23 protein-coding genes are annotated in these 24,763 nt (G+C 33.5%); 8 read left to right on the top strand and 15 right to left on the bottom strand.

What is annotated here, in order from left to right:
- Positions 1 to 177 precede the first annotated feature (177 nt).
- Positions 178 to 585: a hypothetical protein gene (locus tag OZP07_RS13870; protein WP_281635562.1), complete on the bottom strand. Its 408-nt coding sequence runs from the start codon at positions 583 to 585 to the stop codon at positions 178 to 180.
- Between the two features lie 315 nt (positions 586 to 900).
- On the opposite strand from OZP07_RS13870, the gene OZP07_RS13865 reads away from it, so the two are divergent.
- Genes OZP07_RS13865 through OZP07_RS13850 form a run of 4 tightly spaced genes read left to right on the top strand, consistent with a single transcriptional unit; the run spans position 901 to position 3,611 of the window.
- Positions 901 to 1,536 carry a putative periplasmic lipoprotein gene (locus OZP07_RS13865; RefSeq protein WP_281635561.1) on the top strand — a complete coding sequence of 212 codons (636 nt, stop codon included), beginning with the start codon at positions 901 to 903 and terminating at the stop codon, positions 1,534 to 1,536.
- Between the two features lie 9 nt (positions 1,537 to 1,545).
- Positions 1,546 to 2,184, top strand: a complete 639-nt coding sequence (locus tag OZP07_RS13860; RefSeq protein WP_281635560.1) for a hypothetical protein — start codon at positions 1,546 to 1,548, stop codon at positions 2,182 to 2,184.
- Positions 2,181 to 2,954, top strand: coding sequence for a sensor histidine kinase (locus tag OZP07_RS13855; protein ID WP_281635559.1), 774 nt, complete (start codon positions 2,181 to 2,183; stop codon positions 2,952 to 2,954). Before OZP07_RS13860 ends, OZP07_RS13855 begins: the two co-directional genes overlap by 4 nt.
- A gap of 3 nt (positions 2,955 to 2,957) precedes the next feature.
- On the top strand, positions 2,958 to 3,611 hold the full coding sequence (locus OZP07_RS13850) for a response regulator transcription factor (protein ID WP_281635558.1): 654 nt from the start codon (positions 2,958 to 2,960) through the stop codon (positions 3,609 to 3,611).
- Between the two features lie 869 nt (positions 3,612 to 4,480).
- Here OZP07_RS13850 and OZP07_RS13845 read toward each other — a convergent pair.
- The 3 genes from OZP07_RS13845 to OZP07_RS13835 all read right to left on the bottom strand — a co-directional run bounded on the left by OZP07_RS13845 (position 4,481) and on the right by OZP07_RS13835 (position 5,861).
- Positions 4,481 to 5,044 carry a metallophosphoesterase gene (locus OZP07_RS13845; protein WP_281635557.1) on the bottom strand — a complete coding sequence of 188 codons (564 nt, stop codon included), beginning with the start codon at positions 5,042 to 5,044 and terminating at the stop codon, positions 4,481 to 4,483.
- A 79-nt stretch (positions 5,045 to 5,123) separates the two neighbouring features.
- On the bottom strand, positions 5,124 to 5,405 hold the full coding sequence (locus OZP07_RS13840) for a helix-turn-helix domain-containing protein (protein ID WP_281635556.1): 282 nt from the start codon (positions 5,403 to 5,405) through the stop codon (positions 5,124 to 5,126).
- A 39-nt stretch (positions 5,406 to 5,444) separates the two neighbouring features.
- Positions 5,445 to 5,861 (bottom strand): hypothetical protein, encoded by a 417-nt coding sequence (locus OZP07_RS13835; RefSeq protein WP_281635555.1) that lies wholly within the window; start codon positions 5,859 to 5,861, stop codon positions 5,445 to 5,447.
- A 419-nt stretch (positions 5,862 to 6,280) separates the two neighbouring features.
- On the opposite strand from OZP07_RS13835, the gene OZP07_RS13830 reads away from it, so the two are divergent.
- Positions 6,281 to 6,568 (top strand): helix-turn-helix domain-containing protein, encoded by a 288-nt coding sequence (locus tag OZP07_RS13830; RefSeq protein WP_281635554.1) that lies wholly within the window; start codon positions 6,281 to 6,283, stop codon positions 6,566 to 6,568.
- A 9-nt stretch (positions 6,569 to 6,577) separates the two neighbouring features.
- Positions 6,578 to 7,831, top strand: coding sequence for a type II toxin-antitoxin system HipA family toxin (locus tag OZP07_RS13825; protein WP_281635553.1), 1,254 nt, complete (start codon positions 6,578 to 6,580; stop codon positions 7,829 to 7,831).
- Between the two features lie 498 nt (positions 7,832 to 8,329).
- Here OZP07_RS13825 and OZP07_RS13820 read toward each other — a convergent pair whose 3' ends face one another.
- Both OZP07_RS13820 and OZP07_RS13815 read right to left on the bottom strand, forming a co-directional pair.
- On the bottom strand, positions 8,330 to 9,283 hold the full coding sequence (locus tag OZP07_RS13820; protein WP_281638462.1) for an ISAon1 family transposase: 954 nt from the start codon (positions 9,281 to 9,283) through the stop codon (positions 8,330 to 8,332).
- 22 nt (positions 9,284 to 9,305) lie between these two features.
- Positions 9,306 to 9,653 carry an ISAon1 family transposase N-terminal region protein gene (locus OZP07_RS13815; RefSeq protein WP_281635552.1) on the bottom strand — a complete coding sequence of 116 codons (348 nt, stop codon included), beginning with the start codon at positions 9,651 to 9,653 and terminating at the stop codon, positions 9,306 to 9,308.
- A gap of 236 nt (positions 9,654 to 9,889) precedes the next feature.
- Here OZP07_RS13815 and OZP07_RS22160 point away from each other — a divergent pair, with 236 nt between their 5' ends.
- Both OZP07_RS22160 and OZP07_RS22155 read left to right on the top strand, forming a co-directional pair.
- The gene (locus OZP07_RS22160; RefSeq protein WP_349293637.1) at positions 9,890 to 10,699 is read left to right on the top strand and encodes a phage integrase SAM-like domain-containing protein; all 810 of its coding nucleotides are present in this window, start codon (positions 9,890 to 9,892) and stop codon (positions 10,697 to 10,699) included.
- Between the two features lie 89 nt (positions 10,700 to 10,788).
- Positions 10,789 to 11,136, top strand: a complete 348-nt coding sequence (locus tag OZP07_RS22155) for a site-specific integrase (RefSeq protein WP_349293636.1) — start codon at positions 10,789 to 10,791, stop codon at positions 11,134 to 11,136.
- A gap of 13 nt (positions 11,137 to 11,149) precedes the next feature.
- Here OZP07_RS22155 and OZP07_RS13805 read toward each other — a convergent pair whose 3' ends face one another.
- The 9 genes from OZP07_RS13805 to OZP07_RS13765 all read right to left on the bottom strand — a co-directional run bounded on the left by OZP07_RS13805 (position 11,150) and on the right by OZP07_RS13765 (position 24,763).
- Positions 11,150 to 13,909, bottom strand: a complete 2,760-nt coding sequence (locus OZP07_RS13805) for a T9SS type B sorting domain-containing protein (protein WP_281635551.1) — start codon at positions 13,907 to 13,909, stop codon at positions 11,150 to 11,152.
- A 118-nt stretch (positions 13,910 to 14,027) separates the two neighbouring features.
- Positions 14,028 to 14,924 (bottom strand): IS982 family transposase, encoded by an 897-nt coding sequence (locus OZP07_RS13800; protein ID WP_281635207.1) that lies wholly within the window; start codon positions 14,922 to 14,924, stop codon positions 14,028 to 14,030.
- Positions 14,925 to 14,998: 74 nt separating this feature from the next.
- A complete protein-coding gene (locus tag OZP07_RS13795) occupies positions 14,999 to 15,961 on the bottom strand; it encodes a hypothetical protein (protein ID WP_281635550.1) in 963 nt (320 codons plus the stop codon).
- Positions 15,962 to 16,117: 156 nt separating this feature from the next.
- Entirely contained in the window at positions 16,118 to 16,522 is a 405-nt protein-coding gene (locus tag OZP07_RS13790) for a hypothetical protein (protein ID WP_194642634.1), read from the bottom strand.
- A 63-nt stretch (positions 16,523 to 16,585) separates the two neighbouring features.
- On the bottom strand, positions 16,586 to 16,831 hold the full coding sequence (locus OZP07_RS13785; RefSeq protein WP_194642633.1) for a hypothetical protein: 246 nt from the start codon (positions 16,829 to 16,831) through the stop codon (positions 16,586 to 16,588).
- A 47-nt stretch (positions 16,832 to 16,878) separates the two neighbouring features.
- Entirely contained in the window at positions 16,879 to 17,082 is a 204-nt protein-coding gene (locus OZP07_RS13780; protein WP_194642632.1) for a hypothetical protein, read from the bottom strand.
- A 327-nt stretch (positions 17,083 to 17,409) separates the two neighbouring features.
- Positions 17,410 to 17,655: a hypothetical protein gene (locus tag OZP07_RS13775; protein ID WP_194642630.1), complete on the bottom strand. Its 246-nt coding sequence runs from the start codon at positions 17,653 to 17,655 to the stop codon at positions 17,410 to 17,412.
- A 150-nt stretch (positions 17,656 to 17,805) separates the two neighbouring features.
- The gene (locus tag OZP07_RS13770) at positions 17,806 to 18,147 is read right to left on the bottom strand and encodes a hypothetical protein (protein WP_281635549.1); all 342 of its coding nucleotides are present in this window, start codon (positions 18,145 to 18,147) and stop codon (positions 17,806 to 17,808) included.
- Positions 18,148 to 18,220: 73 nt separating this feature from the next.
- Positions 18,221 to 24,763 (bottom strand): RHS repeat domain-containing protein, encoded by a 6,543-nt coding sequence (locus tag OZP07_RS13765; protein WP_281635548.1) that lies wholly within the window; start codon positions 24,761 to 24,763, stop codon positions 18,221 to 18,223.

Raw genomic sequence — 24,763 nt, 5'->3', positions numbered from 1 at the left:
CTCTAAAAATCATTAGAGACTAGTGAGTTTAAAATTTTATAGATTTTAAAATTATCTATAACATAAACTTCAAAAAATAGGAGGAAAGGTTTTAAAAGAAACTAAATGATTATACCTCTCAACATATACATTATATTTTGATGATCTATTGTTAGATTGCAATAATCATCAACATTTTTATCCTTTATATATAAGCGGTATCAATAAAGTATAGAGGATCAATACCAAGGAAATAATTAAATCAGAGCTATAACCATCAATTACATTTGTAATAGTAATTGGTGCTGCTGTGGCAAAGGCCCAAATTAAAAATCCAATTGTTGAAAATATAATTTGGCCTATCTTGGAAATTTGCAAGATTTTCATCTGATAAACGGGGGTAAGGATTACTAAGATCAGGATGACAATAAGCAATAAATGATTGAGCTCATCAAGCTTACCGTTCGAAGAACTTTTTATTATACCCGCTATTGTGATGTATGCGGTTATAATTTCTACCGGAATCAGTTTTAATAATCGGTCTTTAAAATCATTTGGGGCAGCAGCTGGCAATTGCTGATTTGCTGATTTAATTTCTCTGGACATGATTTCTAATATTTAATTCTGCCTACTCTATATTACCCTTTTCGGCAACCTGGCATGATTCTTTGAATGTGTATCCCAAAACTACTTTGATCGGCAAATGGATTACTTAGGGAAATACCTAAAAGAGTTAAGGTTTTTACCTAAAAATTTGATTTTTAGTTAAATAAGTATTTTTTTGAAGAAAAATCGCTATTTTAGCCAGTAAATTGATTAGTAGGGAAAAAATCTGATGAATTAGGGTTTTACCCTAAAAGATAGAATTGGGAAATTGTAAAATTTGAAAAATAAATTATTAACCCATAAATAACTTTAATCATGAAAAAATGTATCGTATTATTATTGGTTCTTTTTGCTATAGCAGCATGTAAAAAAGGAGAAGTGAACACAGTTGAAGTTCAAACCGATGCCGTTAAGGCAGCTTCCTTGACTGATTCTTTAACTTTAGAAGATTATGACACAATAAAGGATATTGCAAAAAAAGCAGACTGGCTACGAGAGAAAGGCGATCGTGTTAAGCGTAAAATATTAGAAGCGGCCGTATTAAGAGATCATAAATTGAAAAGTAATATTATTCGTCTGGATGAGACTTATACTATTTCATGGAAAAAACTTAAAGGCACAATAGGGTCTTACGGATACGATAAATATCTTATTGTGGAACATAGAGGAAAAAAAATTGATACATTAAAAATGGTAGATAGATTTATTCCTAATAATAAGGCAGAATCTCAATATCGTTTTTCCACAACTTTAATAAGAACTCTGGCAAAAGTAGATGGTAAAAATGATGATAAGGCAGAGTTTAAATTCAGTTTTGCTCTCATAGAGGACGAAACTAAAAAATCACAACAGACTGCAGTTGTCATTCAAGTCAATGGAAACCCATATTATGATTATTCAACCGATCCTAAAAAAGTAGGTGAGGTTCCTACTCTTACTATGCCATTATAATAAATACGATTGAACATACTAGATATTATAAATCCAATAAAAGCGTGCGTTTTAATAACGCTGCTTTTGGGTTTATGGAATCTTCGATGGGAAATTAAAATGCATCGCTATTTGTTGTACATCCTGTTGGTAGTTTTTATTACCGAACTGGTAAATTCTATTTTAGTATATAATAATAAACCTATCCGAATACCATTTAACATCAGTATTATTTTTCATGATATTTTATGGATGGCCGCGTTTAGAGAAAATATAAACAGAAAAAAGACACCTAATGTTGTGCTATCCATTTTTGTGCTTTTTTCTGTTATTAATTTCATTGTTATTGAAATAATTGATATTTATAACTATTATACTTTTGTCTTTGGCGCCCTTCTGTATGTCATACTTTTTATTTATGAAAGTTACAGGCAGCTGAGAGAAGAGAATTTAATGTATTTCCTCTCCAATAATTATTTACTACTGTTTGCACCGGTATATTTCTTTTTTGGCATGGGTTTACTGATAGGATTTAAACCACTGAATGTTACTGGAGAAATTTTATTTGGCCAGGTTACATTATATGTTTTCATTGTCAATATAGTCTGTATCGCCTACTATACTTTAATTAATATTTACATCTACAGAGAAAAAAATAACCACAAATGAACCAAATCGTACTAGGAATAATAATTGCCTTTATATTTATTGGTTTAATACTTTTTTTTTGTGTTATACTGATTCGTCTTTATTTTAATAAAATAAAAAAATATACCAAGTTATTACATCAAAAAGATCTCGATTTTCAAAAAACAATCACCCAAACTGTAATTGAAACCCAGGAGCAGGTATTAAATAATATTTCTCAGGATCTTCATGATGATGCTGGTCAGCAGTTGACTTACATCAATTTTCAAATTGAAAATATGAAACTGGATTCCCTGGAACTGGAAAAAAAATTAGACCCTGTATCACAATCACTAGGCCATTTATCCAAATCCATACGAAGTATCAGTCATGCCCTGAACAGTCAATTGTTATTACAGCAGGATGTCATAAAAGCTATAGAAACAGAAATAATACGACTGCAAAAAAACAATAAAGTTGACATTAAATACTCTTTTGAAGAAATCGTGTTTAAGAAATTTGATGATAATGAAAAAATAATCATTTACCGTATTTTTCAAGAATGTATTAGTAATATTTTTAAACATGCTAAAGCTTCGACAATGAGTATTTTGATAACGACTAACCCTGATTTTAAAATGATTATTGCGGATAATGGTAAAGGATTTGATTCTTCCGATAAAAAAAACAAATTATCTTTAGGATTACTAAACATGATCAACAGGGCCAATAGTATAGACTATATTTTAGAGGTAGAAAGTCAAATAGGATCTGGTACTAAAATTATCCTTTCCGAAAATAAAAGAATTTAAAGTATGGAACAGACTACTATTTGTATAATCGATGATCATGCTATTGTAAGACAAGGCTTGAAAGAGTTACTACATAAAATAGGCAACTTCAAAGTAATTAATGAGTTTGATGATGGTGATGATTTCCTGCAGGCATTGCCGATAAATCCTACCCCAGATATTTACATTTTGGATTATTCCATGCCCAATATGAATGGTATTGAAGTATTAAAAACACTTGAAGAAAAGCAAGAAGAGTTCAAGGTGCTACTTTTGACACAGCATCTTGACGAGCAAATAATCGATGCTGCTTATCATCATGGCGCCAGAGGTTTTTTACACAAAAACTGTACAGCTCACGATTTGAAATTTGCTATTGATAACATTATTAAAATAGGGTATAATAATGTTTCCGAAATTCTTAAACGCGTACGTAATTATGATAACAACAGTGAGAAAAAAGAGAATATTATTTTAACGCAGCGGGAATTCGATTTCCTTAGACTGGTTTGCGATGAAAGGGAATTAACCTATGAACAGATGGCCGAAATTATGAATTTGTCTATAAAATCTATTGAAGTTTACAGAGCCGCTTTATTTGAAAAATACAATATAAGATCAAAAGTTGGACTTGTTTTATTTTCTTTTAAACACAGGCTAACTGAACCGTTCTTATAATTCAGGCAGCTATTTAGTAGAGAATTGCTTCTATTTCATATGCATATTTATTTTGGAGCGATCTCCAACAGTGCCAAAAAACTTTAATAAACTTCTTAAAGCTTTTACCAAGTTAAGTTTTGTGGCAGAATCGTGGCACATTATAAATTCTAGATTAAAAACCGATAAAAACAGCATCTTAGAATTAGGGTTCGAATCGGAGTGAGACCGATATGTTTGCTGATTTGGGTGCAGCAGATTCGTATCTTGTAATTTGTTCACTTTTTTAATAGTTCAAGTTTCGTGAACAATACGAAAAAATGAACATGATTTAACTTCATATAAGTTAGCTAAAAATAAATGCACTTTCCAGTTGTGATGTTATATCTTAAAAACACTCTAATTTTGAAAGGTGGGTAGAAAAGTAGGCAGATAACCTTATCAACAATTGAATTACAATCCTTGGGAAAGTTCAAATCCTGGTCTTCTATTAAAGACAAAAGTAGATAAGGTGGGCAGAACATGGGTAGAAAAAACTAGATTTCGATGTCACTTACATTGATCACCATTAAAACCTTCAATGAGCGTTAGTTGTAAAATATCTTCCAGTAAAATAGCATTTTCATATCCTATTAAGAATTAAAGTAATAAATTGTATCCGTCGAAATAGCTTTACACCATGAAATTCAGAAAATTAAAACTTTGTCACTGCAAAACCTGTCATTTTCACCTCGTTGGATATATCCAAGCTGGTTTGTTACTATATTTGTATTTCCAATTTTAAAATCCTTATTATTATAATGACTGTGTCCATAAATCCAGTAAATTGGCTGGAACTGTTTAATAAGCTCTGAAAGTTCTACAGCAAAAGCTTCGTTCAAGGGACTATTTTAATACATTTTTGGATATTCTTTGAAAGTCGGAACATGATGAGTTGTGACAACAGTTTTTTTAGACTCTGGAGTCTGTAGAATCTTCGTGATAAACTCTAGATTCTCAAAATATAACTTATTATAATCAATTGCTGAAAAGCTTGCCCCATTATATTTAATAACATGAAAATCACTGAGCCCTCTTTCAATATTTAATCTGGAAATCGGACTAATATGGGACCATAGAGTCGAGAAAACCAGTTTTAAATTATCATATTCTACAACATAATTATTTAGAAGGATTACATTATTTCTAATCTTTTCATAAAAAGTTCCTATTTTCAGAAGAGCATCAAAATAGTAATACTCATGATTTCCAGGAATCCAATATGTCATTTGGAAATTATCGGACAAGAAATCAAAAAAATCGTGATGTTTATCCATGAGCGAAAAAGGTACAATATCCCCAGCCAGAATTAAGATATCTCCGTTTGGAATTAAGGGATTATCTCTCAGGAATTCTTTGTTTTTAATAAACTCCAGATGCAGATCTGAAGCATATTGAATTCTGTTTATCTCCATATTATTATTATTTTTAAGAACCAAGACTCGCAAAAAGAAAGAAAGTTGCTCTTTATATTGTTATAAAAAAAAGATTCATTCAGATACAATTCTTACGAAGAGTTTCCTCAATCTTCACACTATCGTATAGAAATATATCTCCTAGTTTAGTATGTGGAAGAATCCCAGTCTGCCTGTATTTTATAATAGTATTATTAGACAGTCCAAATATTTTTTTTAAATCCTCATTTCTGTAATAAGCAGGTCTCAAGGTTTTTCCTTTACTGATTTTTGAATCGATCGCTTCCAGTTTTAACATTAAAGGATCAATAATATTTTTAATCTCCATTATAAAAGCTTGCCTCTTTTCTTTCTTTGTCATAATTGAATTGTTTGTTGATATTATATTTTTTTTTCCAGCTTACCAGTTCTCAAGTTTTCTTTTCCGCTCCGTCAATATCCCAATCAAGTCATCTAAAAATATCATCTGTTTCTCTTTATAAGTATAACCTTTACACTCGGAAAACTGTCTGCTTATCCTAGTTATTTTTTTCTGAACTCCTTCATTATCTCTATATGTGAAATTGCTACTTATGAATTCCTGAATACTGATTCGATTTTTTTTCACATCAGATGGATCAAAAAAGAACAGACCTTCATCCATCAGAATATAGAACAGAATTGCAAGCTCACTTTTACTATAAGAGCTTTTGCACCTTTCGTATGATAATAGATTAATCTGCGATTCGTTTAAGAGCAACAAATTTTCTATCTTATTTAATCTCTGATCAAGTTTAAAAAATTTATTGATAATCTTGTATCTCTTAGCTTTTTTCATTTAAGTAAGTTAGAATTCTAATTGTTTACTTGATTGAAGTTTTTATTCTAATATCAACAAAAACCTTAGTGGTTAGCCTTATAAAATTAATTTGATTTTTTAAAGACTGCTAAAATAGTTTTCGAATTGGAAATTATATGTATCTTTTGTCACAGTCTACTTTTTTATTTCTCTAACTTTTAAGTTTTTACTCTTCATTTATATAGATTCAAAAAAGAATAATTCCAACTGAGATGATCATGTTGATGAGATTTGGTATCTCCAACAACAACAACAAGAACAAGAACAAGAACAACAAGAACAACAAGAACAAGAAGAAGAATAGAAAGAAAACAAACAAATTGATTGTTATTTCAAACAAATTGATTAATTTTGTATGAAATAACAATCAACAGTAACATTAGTAATACATTGCAAAGATGAACAGGAAGAAACAAATCATTTATCCTAAATATAAGGAGGTGATGGAACAAATGGGAGAGAATATTAAACTAGCGAGAAAAAGACGTAAACTTACCACTAATCAAGTAGCTGAACGTGCAGATATCGCAAGATCTACATTGTATCTAATAGAACAAGGAAATGAAGGTGTAGCTATGGGTGCTTATTTTAATGTACTTCGGGTCTTAGGTCTTCATGAGGATTTTCTTAAACTTGCAGCGGATGATACCTTTGGACGAAAATTACAAGACCTAGAGTTATTATAATTAGAAGAGATGGCACAGAACAAATTCGACATATATGTTTATGCACACTGGATAGGTATGCAGGAACCTGAGTTAACAGGCATACTGTCGGCACATTTTGCCAAAGGCAAAAAATCATTCAGCTTTGAATACGACAGAACATGGATTAAATCAAAAGATCAGATGCTTTTTGATCCGGATATTCAGTTTTATTCAGGTCCACAATTCCCAAGTGATAAAGAAAACTTTGGAATTTTCCTTGATAGTATGCCAGATACATGGGGGCGAACACTAATGAAAAGACGAGTCAGCCAGCAGGCAAAAGAGAATGGAGAAAAACCACGGACACTTTACGATATAGATTATCTTCTTGGTGTTTACGATGAAAGCCGCATGGGAGCGTTGCGTTTTAAGACTGAGCCCGACGGACCATTTTTAGACAATAATAATACAAGCCCTACTCCACCATGGTCTTCCATCCGTGAACTTCAGAACGCCGCAAAAATGCTGGAGAATGACGATGATAACAAGGAGACCCAAAAATGGCTCTCTGTTCTCATGGCTCCAGGCTCTTCTCTTGGAGGAGCCAGGCCAAAAGCTAATATTCTTGATGAGAATAAGGAGCTCTGGATAGCAAAATTCCCTTCAAAAAATGATACGATTGATAAGGGAGCATGGGAAATGCTTGCCTATGAACTAGCACTTAAAGCGGGCATAAATATGACGCCAAGCAAAATAGATAAGATTGCCGGAAAGTACAACACTTTTTTCACAAAGCGTTTCGATCGGGAAAAAGAACAAAGAATACATTTTGCGTCGGCAATGACGATGACTTCTAATAGTGAAGATACAATTCGCAATAATACACCAAGTTATCTTGACATTGCTGATTTTATTCAAAACTATGGAGTGAATATTAATGAAAACTTACAGCAGCTATGGCGCAGGATTATTTTTAATATTGCTGTTTCTAACACTGATGACCACCTTAGAAATCATGGATTCATATTAACTAACGAAGGTTGGACACTATCTCCAGCCTATGATATTAATCCCTCAATAGATAAGGATGGCCTTGCCTTGAATATTGATACTCACAACAACGAGCTTGATTTTAATCTTGCAATAAGTGTTGGAGAATATTTTAGGCTAGATAACAGCCAAATGGATAAAATCATAAATGAAGTTATTGAGGCCGTAAGCAGTTGGAAAGTCATTGCGCAAAAAATTGGAATCTCTAGAGCAGAACAAGAATTAATGGCCGCCGCATTCAAAGTATCTTAATGCTATTATTAAAGTAAATTTCATTATATGCAAAAGCATATATTTTTAAAATTATATGTTTTTTTATATTCAAAAGCATATAATTAGGTGAACAGTAAAATATCGGAAGTAGCTATAATAATCTATTCTCATTAAACACAAATGCAAATAAGTGCGTCAGAAATTGATTACATTATAAAAAAATGTATTTTTGCCATATTAAAAAAATAGAATTATAACATGTTAAAAAAACAAGGTTTTACATGCAAAATTAACACGTTTTAAAGTTTGTGGCAGAATCGTGGCGCAGCAGGTAAAAAAATATTAGAAATGCAGTATAAGAGCGGGATGCTGAATTTAGGTTCTGATCCCTCTTTCTCCGCCAGTAGAAATACAAATTGAATTAAAACCCTTTAAATCATAGGATTTAAAGGTTTTTTTCTTTTACCCTATCGTCAAAATATTCATTAATGCGTGAACTGAAAGGGATAAATTCGGATCAGGTGCAAAAGTTGGGGATTAGGCAAAAATATTAGATAATCTGAATAGAAAGAAATCTATCTTTCTTACACCTCTAAACTGACTTCTAAATGCTTTTATTTTGGCATTAAAAGATTCTGCAGAAGCATTGGTACTCCTGTTATCAAAGTAGTTTAAAATTGTCTGATAGTTAATAGTTACCGTATTGAGTAATATATTAAAGTTTTTAAACCCTGATTCTTCTACATTCCTGTACCAATGTGCTAGTTTTGTCATCGCAACGTGCTTGTCGTTGTTGTTATTGTAAATACCTCGAAGTTGTTGACTCAAACCGTAAGCTTTCTTTATATCTGGATATAATTCAAATAACAATTGCGCTCTCTCATTTTGGTGCTCAGTCCATTTTTCGCGAGATTTATAAAGTACATATCTGCTTCTTGCCAAAAGCTGTTTTAAGGAATCTCCATTAGGCAAGAGCTCCTGTATAAATGTTTTATTCTCTTTTTTGGCTTGCATTATCAATTGATTCTCAAGATCCATAGCTTCCCAGCGATGTTTGATTCTGATTTCTTGCATGGCTTCCAATGCTAATTTTTGAACATGGAATCTGTCAGTGACCTGTATTGCTTTTGGGAAGCATTTTTTGGAGATCAGTTTCATAGAATTAGCCATGTCCAGTGTTATCTCTTGAACACCACTTCTTTTTTTATAATCAATCTTACTGATGTGTTCTATGACTTGATCTGCCTTTGTTCCAGCAATAATAGCCACTAAGCAACCTTGTTTGCCTTTGAACTTCTTGTTGGTTACAATGGTGTAAAGCTCTCCCTGAGACAAAGCTACTTCATCAATCGATAAGTGTGTACCTATGTTTTCAGGGTAAAGAATCCACTGATGGGCATGTTCTCGTGGAGCCCAGGTATTAAAGGAGCTCAGGTGTTTTTTATACTGTCTTTGAAGTTTTTTTCCGTTGACCCCGAAAAACCTTCCGATGGTATGGCAGTCGGTGGCGCTGTTATCTATTGATTTCTTTTAAAAAAGCCGCAAACTCTTGAGTCATGCGGGTTCCTTTAGCAACTAAGGTCCAATCTCTTTTAAGGATTTCTCCATTGGTTTTATTAGTCCAACGACGTCTTTTGATATGTAAATACACAAACTTACCTCGTAGAGGGAAATCCTGAATGGTAATTTCATCCACAAATCCCTTTGATACTAATTCAAGTGTATCAAACTCTTTAGGGGCTTTGGCTTTTTCCTCAAAGTATAGGTGTAATATCTCCTGAGTTTCATTAGCAGAAACTACCTCAAAGTGGTCAACTAAAAAATCAGGCAGCATAAATTTCAAAAGGTCTATAGAAGTCATTACAAATTGTTAGAGCGACAAATTTCTAATTTTTTTTCGACATTTCCTCCCCAGACTTTGTTCTTGATCCATAAATTCGGTTACCCTAAACTATCCAAAATTAGGGTAACCGATTTTTGTCTCAGACTAGCATTTACAAGGTATTGCAACCAGTTCAATGACCTGTTTAAAAACTGTACATCTTGTGTGCTAGCCTTATTAAAATTAAATTTAGTAATAACGAAAAGGTTACCACGATGAAAACAAAAGTATCTATTCTCTTTTACGCAAAGAAAGCAAAAGCCAATGTAAATGGTTTAATTCCTATTTACACTCGAATTACTATTGATGGCAAAAGAATTGAATTAAGTTCTAACAGATTTGTAGAAATATCTAAATGGTCCACAGAAGCCGGCAAAATGAAAGGCAACTCAGAAGAAGCTCGTTCAATAAACAATCATCTCAATATGTTGAGAATTCAAATTATTGATATGCAAATGGAATTAGTTCACAAGAAAATTCCAGTAACTGCCGAAACTCTCAAAAGTAAAATACTGGGAGTAGATGAACGAGTAAGGATACTGGTTCCAATCTTTCAAGACCATAACAATAATATCAAAGAACTCGTTGGTAAAGAATACGCTCCAGGAACATTAGAACGCTATAAAACATCTTTAAGTCACACCGTAGAGTTTTTACAGTGGAAATATAAAGTTTCCGATATTGATATTAATAAAATAGATCACGCCTTTGTAACCGATTATGAATTTTGGTTGCGAAGTGTCCGAAACTGTGCTAATAATACAGCTGTCAAGTATCTCAAAAACTTCAATAAAATAATTAAGATTTGTTTGGACAATGACTGGTTAGATAAAAATCCATTTGCAAATTACAAATCGAAAGTTAAAGAAGTGGAAAGAGTTTATTTATCTGAAGAAGAAATTCAAAACATTATCAACAAGGATTTAAAAACAGAGAGATTAGAATTAGTTCGTGACATTTTTCTTTTTAGCTGCTTTACTGGTTTGGCTTATATAGATGTCAAAAACTTAACAAAGTCCCAATAAGTCTTGGAATCTACGGTGAGAAATGGATATTCACACATCGCCAGAAAACCGAGAGCGCTTCAAAAATCCCAATCCTTCCAATTACACAAATGATAATCGATAAATACGAAAATCATCCACAATGTAATAATGAAGATAGACTACTGCCAATCTTATCAAATCAAAAAATGAATGCCTATCTAAAAGAAATAGCTGGTGTTTGCGAGATTGAAAAAGAACTAACCTTTCATATTGCCCGACATACTTTTGCAACGACTGTAACACTCACAAATGGCGTTCCTATCGAAAGTGTGAGTAAAATGCTAGGTCATAAAAACTTGCGAACTACGCAGCACTATGCAAAGGTATTGGATAGAAAAGTGAGTGAGGATATGAAAATATTGAAAGATAAATTTGCATTTAAAAATTCAACTGCTAAAGCAGCTAAGTCCATTTAATTTAGCGAGATAGCTATCTCTTCAAAGCAAAATGGCCTTTGAAACTTCTGCCGTCTTCCAGTTGAATCGTGTACCAATAATCAGTAGCTGGCATTTGCTGGCCTATATAAGTTCCGTCCCAGCCTTCTCCCATGGGATTGATTTCTTTTATCAATTTTCCGTAACGATCAAAAATCCGCACTGTTGTTCTTGCATTGAAAACAGTATTAACTCCTTTTAGATTCCAAGTATCATTATATCCATCTTGATTAGGTGTGAAATAATTTGGAATCCCTAAAATGGCAACTTCTTTAGGGACAATTCCACAACCATTTACGTCTTTTACATACACTATATGAATGCCTGCAGAAACATTGGCAAAAATATTACTGCTTTGATAGTCTGTAAATTCATTATCCAAAGAATAGATATAATTACCAGCACCGGCTGCCAAAACAGTTATGCTGTTTTCCGAAGATAAATCAACAATATTGACTTGCACTGTTGCTTTATCTGATGCATTTACAGTGATGATTCTTGTTGCAGAACAGCCTTGACTATTGGTTGTTTTTACCGTGTAGATTCCTTTTTTATTGACAGTTAAATCATAATTGGTTTGATCAGCAATTGGGTTTTCGTCTAATGCCCAATTATAACTAAAATTGCCTTTTTGGATTTCGTTCAATAATCCAGCATTGATAATTTTGGTAAAAGTTGGTAAGTCACTGCATACTAATTCATCTCCTGTTAATTGAATTTTTGGCACTGGGTTAACCACAAACGGAATAATTGCAGTTGCTATACAAGAAGGATTTAAGGGGTTTACAACTTCTACTTTTACATTTTGTGTGCCAGTTATAAAAGGATTCGGCAACGGACTGGAAAGTGAATTATTATTCCCGTCAAAATAGTTTACGATCATTCCAGTTTGCCCTTTCAAAATTGAAGTTTGAAAACTGGAAGTGTCAAAAGCATACTTTCCGTCCTGCAAAACAGGATCAGCTTCATCATCGCAAACAGTTGTTAATGATGGAGCAATTGGGAAAGCTTCGGGCAAATCATCCACAATAAACTGTAAAGTAGTCTCAAATGAACAAGCTGCTGGAGTATTGTTTTTTACAGCTGCTTTTAGCGTCTGTGAACCTGTTAAAAACGGATTTGGTAATGGACTCGGCAATGGATTATTATTTTGGTCAAAATAAGAAACCGTTACATTGGTCAATCCATTCAATAGCTTGGCTTGAATAGTCGAAGTGTCAAAAGCATACAGCCCATCCTGATTGTCATCACAGTGATTTTGTTTCATAGATTGTACAATAGGAATAGGTTCTACAGTAAGTGTAATATGGCTTCCTAATCCCAAACAATCATTATTTAGTTTGCTATCAACACGGATATAGATATTTTGTGTTTTTGGAGAGCTTGTATTTCTGTAATTCGAAATATCAGCAATTGCATTTTTTTCAGCTAAAGCATCGGCTACATTTTGATAATAGGTAATATTTAATTGCTGTCCAACAGGAAATATGCTCTGGATTTGATTCGCAACGCTGCTAAAATCAAAAGAAGTAATACCATCAGTATTCGTGCCAAAATCAATATCGTCACACTGTATAAAATCTCTCTTAAAAGTCAACGGAATTTGAGTGGTAGAAACAATAAGATTCAGTTGCGCCACTCTGAAACAGCCGTTGCTATTGGTTACTCTTGCAAAAACCTTGTCAATGCTGACGGTTTGATTGGTATAGTTTGTTTGATTTAGAATAGGGTTGGTGTTGTTTTGGGCATCTAAAGCCGTTTCAAAAAAAGCAATTGTTTCAGTTGCTGCATTAGCCGTTATTTTATTGATGGCTTCTTCCAGATTAAAAACACTAAATCCATCAATATCATCGTCACATTGTTTTAAATCCTCAACTGAAGTTACCATGGGTAAGGCAAATACCTCAATTTTGAATGAAGTAGTCGCTGTACAATTCGGATTATCTTTGTTAGCCACTTTTATATGAATAGTTTCTATTGGAATGGTATTTTGATAAGCTGTTGGATTCAATATGGGTTGTGTCAACCCAGCATCTTTGTAATATGAAATCAAAAATTGGCCAGCAGATTGACCATTTAGAATACTAGTGCCTTTTTGAGTCAAATCAAAGATGACTTTACCGTCATGATCCGTCCCGAAACTGATATTGTCGCAACTCGTCAGACTGGAAATAATTGTATTCGGTTTTGGTGTATCAAAAACATCAATGTTAAATGTGGTGTTGCTTTTGCATTCACCATTTGCTTTGTTGGAAACTTCGGCTGTTATGGTTTCTTGGTGATACGCAGCTGTATTAATATAAGAAGTTGGCGAAGGAATGGCTGTATTATTAGCAAAATAATTTACCGAGTATAAATTAGGGTCTTGTCCGTTTAAAATAGCGGTATTTTGTGTGGTTAAATCAAAAAGATGCAAACCATCATTATTGTCATCGCAAACCAATATATCTTGTGGTTTTGTTGAACTTGGCATTTGATAGATAATTACGTTCTTAGTTTTGGTACTAGTTCCAGTTGTATTAGTTGCTGTGACAGAAACGTTATATGTACCAGCCACGGAATAGATATGGGTTGGATTTAGATCTGTTGATGTAGTCCCATCACCGAAATTCCAATTGGCAGTGTTTATGGTTTGGGATCCACTTAATGTAAATTCGGTAGCGGCACCCAGACATACATTTTTGATTGAAAAAGAAGGGTTGAAGTAGGATTGAGAAAAAGCAGGCAAACCTAGCAGCGACCTTTTTCCTCCCAAATCTACGGCACTTGTTTGTACATCACAACCTAATCCTAGAACATTCGGATTATTAATTACTCCAAGGCTAGAGGTTTTATAATTTGCTATATAAATTTTATTGTTAACCTGAACTCGATTAATAAAATACAGCCAATTGGTTAGTTTTAATCGTTTCGTATTTCAAAGAAGGTTTTTTAGGCAGAAAATTATAAGCAATTATTCCAGCGATAAGATTTGACAAAAAGTTGGTAAATGAACGATGTCTAGAATGTTCAACTTGGCAAATATTTTTAAGTTCATCGTTAACCGTTTCTATTATTGAACGTTTACGGAGTAAAATTTTATCACTCATTTCCATCAAACTATTTTTCATATTATTTCGAATACTTGTAATTAATTGGATTCCATCAACAAATAATAATTGAGAGAGTTTCTCGCTTATATATCCTTTATCACCAAATAGTTTTCCGAAAATAGCATTCAAAAAGCCCTCATTTTTCAGTGGCTCTCTATCATCTACGTTGGCTTGAGTTACAGCAAAACTTAACAATTCTCCTTTGTCATTAATGATGATGTGGAGTTTAAACCCATGAAACCAGCCCATTGTAGATTTCCCTGTAGTGGCAATACCTTTAAAAACTTTGTTTCTACTGATTCGTTTGTTTTTACAAACTCTAATTGGTGTTGAGTCTACAAACGAAATGCCTGTGCAATTGCCTAAGCAACAGGTTTTGGCAAAAATTGTCATTGGCAAAAGAACACTTTGCATTAGTTCTAAAAAGCGATTATAAGAAACTGTATTAGGAAATTCATTTTGCATATGCTTTTGGACATAAAAAATGTAATAATGCTTGAAACAGCGAAAACCACTCAAATGAAAAAGTAAATAAATTGTAATTACTTCTGATTTTGACATAATCGAAGGACGTTTGGAAGGTTTTCCTAGCAGAAAAGACTGTGTGGTTTTATCAAAATCTTTGCAAAATTCATCAACAATAGAAAAAATATCTGTAATTTTATCAAAACAAATCATAAGGTAGAGTTTAGTTAAATATTTAATTGTCAGAAATTTAAATATACTAAATTTTACCTTTTTCTACAAAATTTTCAACCAAAATTATTAATCGAGTTCAGGTTGTTAGATCCCAGTTGTAAAGCTCCTAAGAAATATGGAGACTGAACAATCAAATTTTGGCTTAAAGCTATATTTGCTGCATTCAAATCATATTGATAAACTTCACGGGTTATTCGAAGAGTTACATACAGCACTTCACTGTTTGGTGAAAATTCAGCCCCATAAGGTTGGTTTCCATTATTTATATTGACTGGGTTTGATACAATTCCAGTTGAAGCATCAAAATCAAACAGTTGTGTAAGGCTTAAAAATTGATGACAAGCTACTATTTTTTTTCCATTTGGGGATACTTTCATATATCCCATTACATTATCCGTTGATGAATTATTAACTACAGTACCTGAATTTGAAATTACGGGAGCTATACTTACACCTGATGAGGACACTAAGTGAGAATAAAACGAATTGTTATTCCAGCCATGAGTTATAACCCAATAATCAATTCCATTTGCATGTTTTACTATCGAAAGTTTTTCACATATAGGAGTGTAAAGCGGGACATTTTTATTAGTAGTTACAGCTCCTAATCCACCATCTAGGTTTATATCAACTTCGCTGTATTCTACCCCATCGATTAAAGCATTTACTGTTGTTGTAAATATATAAAATAAATTAGAAGACCCTGGCTTTTGAATGATTGTAGCCGATTGCGAACTGGAATTATGCCCCTTTAAACCCGTGCCGTTTAGCATAATTTGATGATTTTTATTGTAAACGGTTACACCGTCTGTGTAAAACATTAAATCGCCATTACTGTCCGACAATGCAGCACAGCCTTCTAATGTATTCAATTGCCCATCAAAAAGCGGAATAACAGAATCATCTGTTTGGAATTTAATTCCTGCATTTTCTCCAAAATACCATACACTAGCTTCTTGCTGTGCAAAAGAAACTAGTGTGAAAAAAAAGCATATAAAGAGTAATTTTATTTTCAACTATTGTATTTTAAATTTTTAAATTTGTTATTTTTAATATGGTTGCAAAAACACCTATTCATTTTCTAATTTTACATTAGAACCCTATCGTTCGGATATGTACTGCCTATCGTTGGCTACATATCCGAACGGTCGGGTTCTCCAGTTTATTTCAGGCTAATTAGCATCATAAATTATCTCCCAATTCATTTTTTCTAACTCACTTTGCGTAAATTGATAGCGTTTCAATACTATATTATATTTTACTATGCTATCCCAAGGGGTTTTCTCTATAACATCGGAATCAAAGATAAAAATCTGGGCAGTTGCGTTAAAACTGAGTATACTCGTTGAAAAAGCTTCTGTTTTTCCTGGATAAATTTTATAAGCTGTATTTTTACTCGGCACATTTTCTATGTTTTTTAGGCTTGTATCTGGGTAGGAGTAAGACATTCCCCAGTATATTAACTTCCCGGTGTTGTTTTTAAAGTTAAAATAAAAGGGAACATTTCTTTCGCTAGAACAAGCAATTAGACTTAGGCCTATTGCTAGAAAGATGATTTTTTTTAATGTATTTTTCATAATTATTTATTGTTTAATTTTTAAACACGAAGTGCTAGGAGAAATACTAATTTTCATCAAGAACTATCTATATTTTTTGTAATTCAAGTCAAACGGATTATTAAAACCACTGTCAAAAATAGGATGATTTATATAATCCCATCCATAATTTTTAAAATAATCTCTTCCTCGTATGTTAGCATCTTGCTCAGCCCAGAAAGCCTCGTGTTGATAGTGACCGTCCTTATTATCAGGAACATTATTAGCATTTATTGCGCTTGGAATTGCGTAATCATAGATGTAATTCCACCCAACTTCTTGGCTTTGCAAATAATGCCCATATTCGTGTTGAAATAAGGAGTTGCTTGGGTCAGCTTCTATTTTATTATTCCCATTATAAAACTACCTAATGTAACACCGTTAACACCAGAGTTCCAAGGTACACGGTTTCCAAAAGTTTTTATAACCGTTGCTCCTCCATAATATTGAACATTATCTACTTTTCCTGCAACATTCGCTACTTGACCATATAGATAACCTAAAAATGGCTTGCGGTTGTTCAAAAGTAAACCTACTTGCAATTTGCCCTATGTTTCCTTGAAACCAACCTGAGTCAATTCGCCAAGCATTTCTAGTTTTATCCCAGTCATAGTTGTTTACGTTTACTCCGTGAGTAACAACATTGGCTACTGTTTCAAATAAACCTACGATGAAAGAGAAAAACTCTCCATTCTTGTCTGTGTACTTGAGTGGGGTGTTTATACAATACCCATACCTATTATAGTTCTGTGGCTTACCCTGTTTATTTCTAGCTAATTCCCAGTATAAACAATCTCGTAATTAATAGCTTTTAACTGTTCTAATGTGAAATCATACCGCTTGTCATACAAACCTTGGTCTTTGATTTCCTACCAAGTATGAGTGTCTAATATGGATTGTTTATAAACTAAAATCCAAAGTTTATTCCCATCTTTAAAAGAAATATTGGATATCGGCTGATTATATTTTTTTCCTACCGAAATAACATCAGTTGGTGAAGCAGGGAAGTAATCAACCCCAACTGTATTATTTGAAATTTTAGAATGAATAAAAATATCTTCATTCGAAGAATTAGTTAATATAAAATAGCTATCTGGTTGTTCATCTTTCTCCATGGTGATACAACAATTTAATGTAATCAGAGAGATGACTAATAAAAGAAATTTTAGAGTTTTCATATTTTACTATTTACAGATGAGGAATTAAACTTAAGGCTAATGGAGTTAAAAGTGGGAGGTTTTTTGTTTAAATTCTACTATTTTAAGCTAATTCCCAGTATAAACAATCTCGTAATTAATCGCCTTTAACTGCTCTAACGTGAAATCATACCGCTTGTCATACAAACCTTGGTCTTTGATCTCTTGCCAAGTATGCGAGTCTAACGTGGATTGCTTGTAAACTAATATCCAAAGTTTATTCCCATCTTTAAAAGAAATATTGGATATCGGCTGATTATATTTTTTCCCTACCGAAACAATATCAGTTGGTGAAGCAGGGAAGTAATCAAGCCCAACTGTATTATTTGAAATTTTAGAATGAATAAATATATCTTCATTCGAAGAATTAGTTAATACAAAATAGCTATCTGGTTGTTCATCTTTCTCCATGGTAATACAACAATTTAATGTAATCAGAGAGATGACTAATAAAAGAAATTTTAGAGTTTTCATATTTTACTATTTACAGATGAGGAATTAAACTTAAGGCTAATGGAGTTAAAAGTGGGACACCAACATCCCACCAGCTAAATCGCCCTCCTGAAGTTGGATGAGGAAATTGATATTTAGGAGATAAATTAGGGTAATAAGTATTTCTAGGATTGGCATAAGGCGAAAGACCTCCATTTGAAAACGACTCATAATCAAAATAATCAGCAGAACCTTTAGTATATCCATCAACACCACTACCATACCGTTTATCAAAATATTTTGCACCCATATGACTGGCTTGTACTTCAAACCATCGTGTTTTGTGGTCATCGCCTCCAATACCAAATGTACTTGCCAAACTTGAAGTAGCAACTATGGGCATATATAGCGGACCAAAGTAAGATTGTTGTATGGTATGCCCATATTCGTGTACAAAAAGGTGGTCGTGCCAATCGGCTTTAAAACCTTTTGGGCCATTTATGTAGGAACCAATAGTAAAAGCTTCGGTACTGCTTCGTTTGGTTTCTATGGCAGTTGCTCCTGCCAAATAGGTAACACCTTCTACTTGTCCGGCAAGGTTGTATCCGTGAGCAAGTAAATTGCCTATGTCGTTATTTACAGACCCCCAAGTAAATCGATTTACCATTTGACCAAAGTTACCTTTAAACTGACCTATGTCTATTTTCCAAGCGTTGTTTAATTCTTTCCAATTATATTGATCCGTATTTACTCCGTGCTTGATTACATTTTGTACTCCGTTAGTAATGGCAGTTATTATTGTTCCTAAAAAGAACTCTCCATTCTTGTCTGTATACTTGAGAGGGTTGTTAATACAATACCCATACCTGTTATAGTTCTGTGTATTAAAAGGCTCTTGTACAAAATTATCCGGCTGTAAAAAACGATGCAGTTTAGGATCGTAAAGCCTTGCGTTCATGTTGATTAATCCCACACTCTGCAAATGTTCATGCCCCGTATATCCACGATCCAGAACTGTTAACCCAGATAGCGCATTCCCTGTGCCGTCTTGTATTTTTATAATAGCTCCCCAAGGATCAAAAAGACGTTTTTCTACAATTGCGCCGCCATCATTGCTAATCGCTGCTATTGAACCTTGATAATCTCTATGTAAATATAAATAATTTTGTGTAGTTCCATCACTTTTTACAATCATTGGTGCAGTGTAGCCATCTCCTCCAATATAAGTTATAATTTCTACCGCATTATTATTGAACAGATCCTGTTTTATCTCCATTGTTCCATCTGAAGAATAGTATTTGCGATAACGTCTGGATTCTTTAGGTCCTAAACCACCATAAAACATTGTACTGCGTTCGTTGGTGTCATTATAAGTAAAGTTTATGATGTCAACTCCCTGTTCTGTTATGCTGACAGGTGATTTAAAAGTATTGTAGGTTATGGTTTGTAATGGTTTTGTTTGATAATAGGTTGCCGTTGCCGGAGTAGGATTTATCGAACTGTTTTGATAAGGTTTCCCCGCAACATTGTATGCATAAGTTCCTAATTCATTTTGAGTTATTTTACCAGCAGCATCATATTGTTGTGTCTTTACATTATATTTTTGTACAATGAGATTATTAATTAAAAAAGTTGGAGTTCCAGCATAAACTGAAGCATCAGTCTTTATTATCTTGATTACAAGCTCAGAGTATGTTTTAACCTTATAATCTTGATCAATTGGTCCAGATACTAAGGATAATACTGTGTCAATAAAGTTTGTTCCGGATGCATCTTGCTCTCTTAAAATTACAGAAATTTTATCTCCGGAAGTCATTAAAAGCTGGATTCTAAATGTATCGCCAATAGAAGCTCCACTCACAATTTTTTTACTAATCCCTAAATTTGCAGTTGTTACTTTAACACCTAACATTCCTGAATTAGAAAAATTTGGCATAGGAGTAACACCAGAGTCGGCAGTAAAACCATCAGCAGAGGTGTCAAAAGTATTGTTTAAAATGAGTTCTGGTGAATCAGTCCATTTTGTCAAGCGGTCTTGCTCATCATACTCAAAGCTTTGATTCGTTCCGAAAAAACTATTGGTACGACTGGTTAAATTTCCTTTTTGAGCATCAAACACAGTGTTAAGAGTCATCATGTTTGTGCTTGTCGTGCTGTTGTCATGCTTGGTTTGACTTAATAAACCATAAGTGTCATAGGTGTTTGTTACATTTATGTAGCCCGCATTATTATAGATAAAGCCATTAAGCAGCTGGCCTCTTGCATTTACTGTATTGGTTTGTAATTTTGGGCGATGAGAAGTGTCATCTATAAGCATATAAAGTTGTCCATAGCTATAGGTATTCATCATTGTTTTTGAGCTTGATTTACCACCTATTTTTGCTTCGGCTTTAGAAGTCTCCTTATCTACTCTGCCAAATGCATCATAGGTTACCGTCTTTGTAAAAATAGCAAAGGGTGTAGTTTCCGTAGACTTAATTATTCTTTTGGATGAGTCATATTCATATGCATTTACGATAGTACTTGTCCCTTCATTTAAATCTTCAAAAGTACTAGTAGTAAGGAGTTTTGATGAAGGGTCATATAAATAGGTTGTTCTAGAATTGACTGCATCTCCTACTATTGTTTTTTGTGTTAGCTTGCCAACATCGTTAAGGGTGTAAGTAGTGACTCCTTTCGGATTTGGTGCAGTTTCTGTTAGGAGTTCGCCAAAACCATTATAGCTGTACTGATATAAACCTGCCGACGGATCGGAAAGAGTTAATTTTCTCCCCCAGCCGTCTTGTGTAATTGTAGTAGTTGTATTATTGAAAGTAGAAGATTTTAGATTTCCATTGGCAAAATAGGTATAAGTAATAGTGCCTCCAGGATTATCTGTTATTGAGATTACGTTGCCAATAGCATTCTTAATAGATGATTTGGATTTTGTACCTTCATCAGCTACTGTTGTCAAACCTGTATATGTTATATTTACTGTTTTTCCAGTATAAGAAATGTTTTGTATGGGTCTGCCATATATGTCGTATTTGGTTTCATTCCACTGACTAGGGCTCGAATTCCCCAAATAGGGTTCGCTTGTGTTATAATTCCTATCGTAGAGGTCATACAAATAAGTTTTATATGAAAAAACACCTTGTACATTTTTTGCTCCTGACTTAATTTTTCTGCCTAGATCATCAAAAGTTTCTTCACTGCTGCTGCCGTCATCTCCTGCAGTAGAAACAAGTGTATATACACTATTGGTACGGGAATATACATAGGTGTTACTCTTCCCCAAATAATCAGTCGTTTTTGTCTTCTTGAACCAAGAATCATATAAATATGCCGTTGTCAAACCATACGGATTAGTTTCGGAATTTAAAACTCCACTGCTTGTATTATAAGCAAATGTTGTTGCTAGTCCTTCAATATCGGTGCTTTTAGTCAAAAATCGCCCAGATATGTCATATTCATAATTGGTTACCCTTGGTGCTGGAGCCGGATTGGGAGCTATAGTGGGAACGGTTATCGTTTTTTTGGTGATATTTCCAAAAGCATCGTATATGTTATCTTCTGTAATAAAATCATTTGGATCATTGCCTCTTTTCTTAATTTGTGAAAGTAAATGATCGGTGTAAACATATTTTTCTTCACTGGTCATAACATCACCTGTTACAGTTACGCTTTGCGTCTTATTGGTAGGCCTTCCTATATAATAAGTTCCAGTTGTTTGGTTTTCGTATACAATATCGCTAATACTTGTTTGTTCTACTGTAGATCCATTTTTGACTACTGTGGTGGATTGTGTAGGATTATTGTAGGCATCATAAACGGTTGTTGTTTCAGAACTGGTATTATCCAGGCCATTAAACTGTTTTGATGAAGTATTTTTTATATTGAAAACTTTATTGTTTCCAAGTGAACTGGTATAGCTTAATACTGATTTTGTAATAAAATTACTTGGAGAAGTAGATCCAGAAGCCATCATAGTCCCTAGGACGGAATAATTTTCAGTATTTGCACCCCGCAAACTGATATCATATTTTGAAATATTCGATATGCTATTTGACGATATGTCAAACCAGTTTGTCCGTCCAAGTGACCTGAACCCGAGAAAACCAAGCCCTTCTACATTAGTTACCGGACCATAATATGAAAATAATTGTGTTTTAAAAGTTGTATTGCTGGTTTTCTCGAGTTTAGTAACAACCTGAATACTTGGTAATTCTGTTAAATCCATATTTGGATAATTTTCAGTAAAACGACTATCAGAATATATAGAAGAATAACCTTCCTTAGATTTTGAACTTAGAGGCTGATAAGTAATAGATTCTGTCACTCCGTTTCCAGTTTTAATTGTTTTTAGCAGTTGTTCTTTACTAAAATCTTTTACGGAATTAAATTTAAAAACTGTATTGTTATTGACAAAGCAAAGTTCTAATTTTCGATTTGGTTCATTTGACGTAAGAAATACAGGAAGAGCATTGGGATAAATGTCTGCATGGTTTGAAATAGTTCCGGTATAATAATTTCCAGCCGCATTTGAGAATACGCCATTTTTGTTAGCATAGCAGGTTACACTAAGGCTTCCCACCGAATAGCTGGTTCCACGGCTGGCAGAGGTTAATATTAAATCGGTTTTTCCATCATTGTTGTAGTCACTTGGAATTAATGTATAGGTGTACTCAGAATTATTTGGTGGATAATTGATATTATTGGATAACGTTTCATTATAAAAACCAATACCCGTAGAAGAATATTTGTATAAATCAGAGTATCCAGCTCCTTTAGGAATAATAAAATCAGTTTTCCCATCGCTATTATAATCTCCCATCAAAATAGGTTTGTCAAGTGCAATATTAGCATCAGCAGTGATTGTTTCGTATAGTAAAACAAACCTTTGATTATCATCGAGACCATATATTTTGACTTTTCCTGTGTCAAAAACATAAATATCCGACTTACCGTCTCCATTAAAATCATTTACTTTAACTATACTGCTGTCTGCTGTTGCTAAATTACCAGCAATGTTTGCAAAATTACTTGTTACTCTTGTGTCTAAATTAATTAAAAATGTTCTGCCTCCTGAATATGTCGATGTATAAGTCACACATCCACTTTGGTAGGGATAAGTAAAAGACTTTTCAATAGCTACGATATCTGTTAAGCCATCTCCATTGTAATCACCGCTATAAAAAGTTCTAGGTATATCCCTCTCGTAGTGAATGGGAGTTGGACCCGGATCAACTATTTTTTGAGTCGTTGCAATTTGGAATTCTTGTGCTTGAATACCACCACATTCATACTCATAATCTAATACAAAGCGAGGAAATGTATATATTTTTTGGTCTTGTTGTACTATTCCAGTTCCAGCAAGCGCATAGGTTGTAAAAGTACCATTTTGTATTACAGTAAAACCTTGTAAAGGCATCAATTTATTCTGATAATTGATATAACTAACGGGAAAAATATCATCAAAAATACCTGCATAGGGATATGAAAAATCAATTGTAGAGCCAGAATTTACGCCTGCATAAACCCAGAATTTCTTTTTTGCATCTGTGCCTATTGTTGGATAAATAATAAAATCCATACTGCCATCTCCATTAAAATCGCCAGAAACAGTTGCCGCATTTGAAAAGCCTATATTACTTAAATCCAATTTTGTCGTACTTGCAGCACCTGCTATTGAATCTGCTGTAGTATCATAAGTAAAAACTGTTGGGTTATAACTTTTAGTACCATCTCCGGATATTTCGGTAATACTCGTCAAGCGTTGATAACCAAGTGATGTATCTCCGTACACCATAGAATAACTTCTAAATCCAATACCATTTCCTGTAACAGCAATATTATCTAAAATAGTATTGTTAGTAATACTAAGTCCTCCAATATAAGTTTGTTCAGGGTGTTTTGCTGCAACATAATTAAATTGAACTGTGTTGATTGGGTTGATTGCGCCTAATGTACCGTATTTAATTGTAGCTATATTTAAATTATTGTTTGAATTATTATAAGCATAATTTATTCTAACGCCTTGAGGATTTTCCCAGTATGTAATAGACCAATTCGTTATTGTACGTGAATCAGTTGAATTTCCGTAATATGCCTTTGAACCGTCGGGATATTCAACTATAAAATAGGCAGGACCATAGTTAGCCCCACTGGAATGAATACCATATGAAGTTATTTTTACATTCGAAAAATTTTCTGTTTCATAAATCGTACCATCCGCTCCATAAGTTCCTGATTTAATCATTAATCGCTGTCCATTAAAGGCAAAACGGTCTAAGGCATCAAAATCAACTTCATCTATAGTTCCGTCATGGAATTTGGTAGAGGGAATTCTCGTAATAGCAGAAATGCCCGATATATTCCAGCCATAACCGGCTAATCCGTTACCTCCCTGGCTATTATATACCAGACCGACTTGAGGAACCACCCCGTTTATTCCTGGAGGTACAGCTATTGGAATGGAATAAGTGGCTGACCCTGTTAATGAGACTGACAACTGTCCTTCTGTTATTCCAACCTCGGTTGAACCTCCTGTAGGTGTTTGTGCAGAAATAAATAAACTATTAACTAATAATATAAGTGTAAAGTAAAAATGCTTCAT

Source organism: Flavobacterium marginilacus (assembly GCF_026870155.1).
Taxonomy (GTDB): domain Bacteria; phylum Bacteroidota; class Bacteroidia; order Flavobacteriales; family Flavobacteriaceae; genus Flavobacterium; species Flavobacterium marginilacus.
The sequence above is the reverse complement of the archived record's forward strand: the minus strand, read 5'-3'. Positions and strand labels throughout refer to the sequence as shown.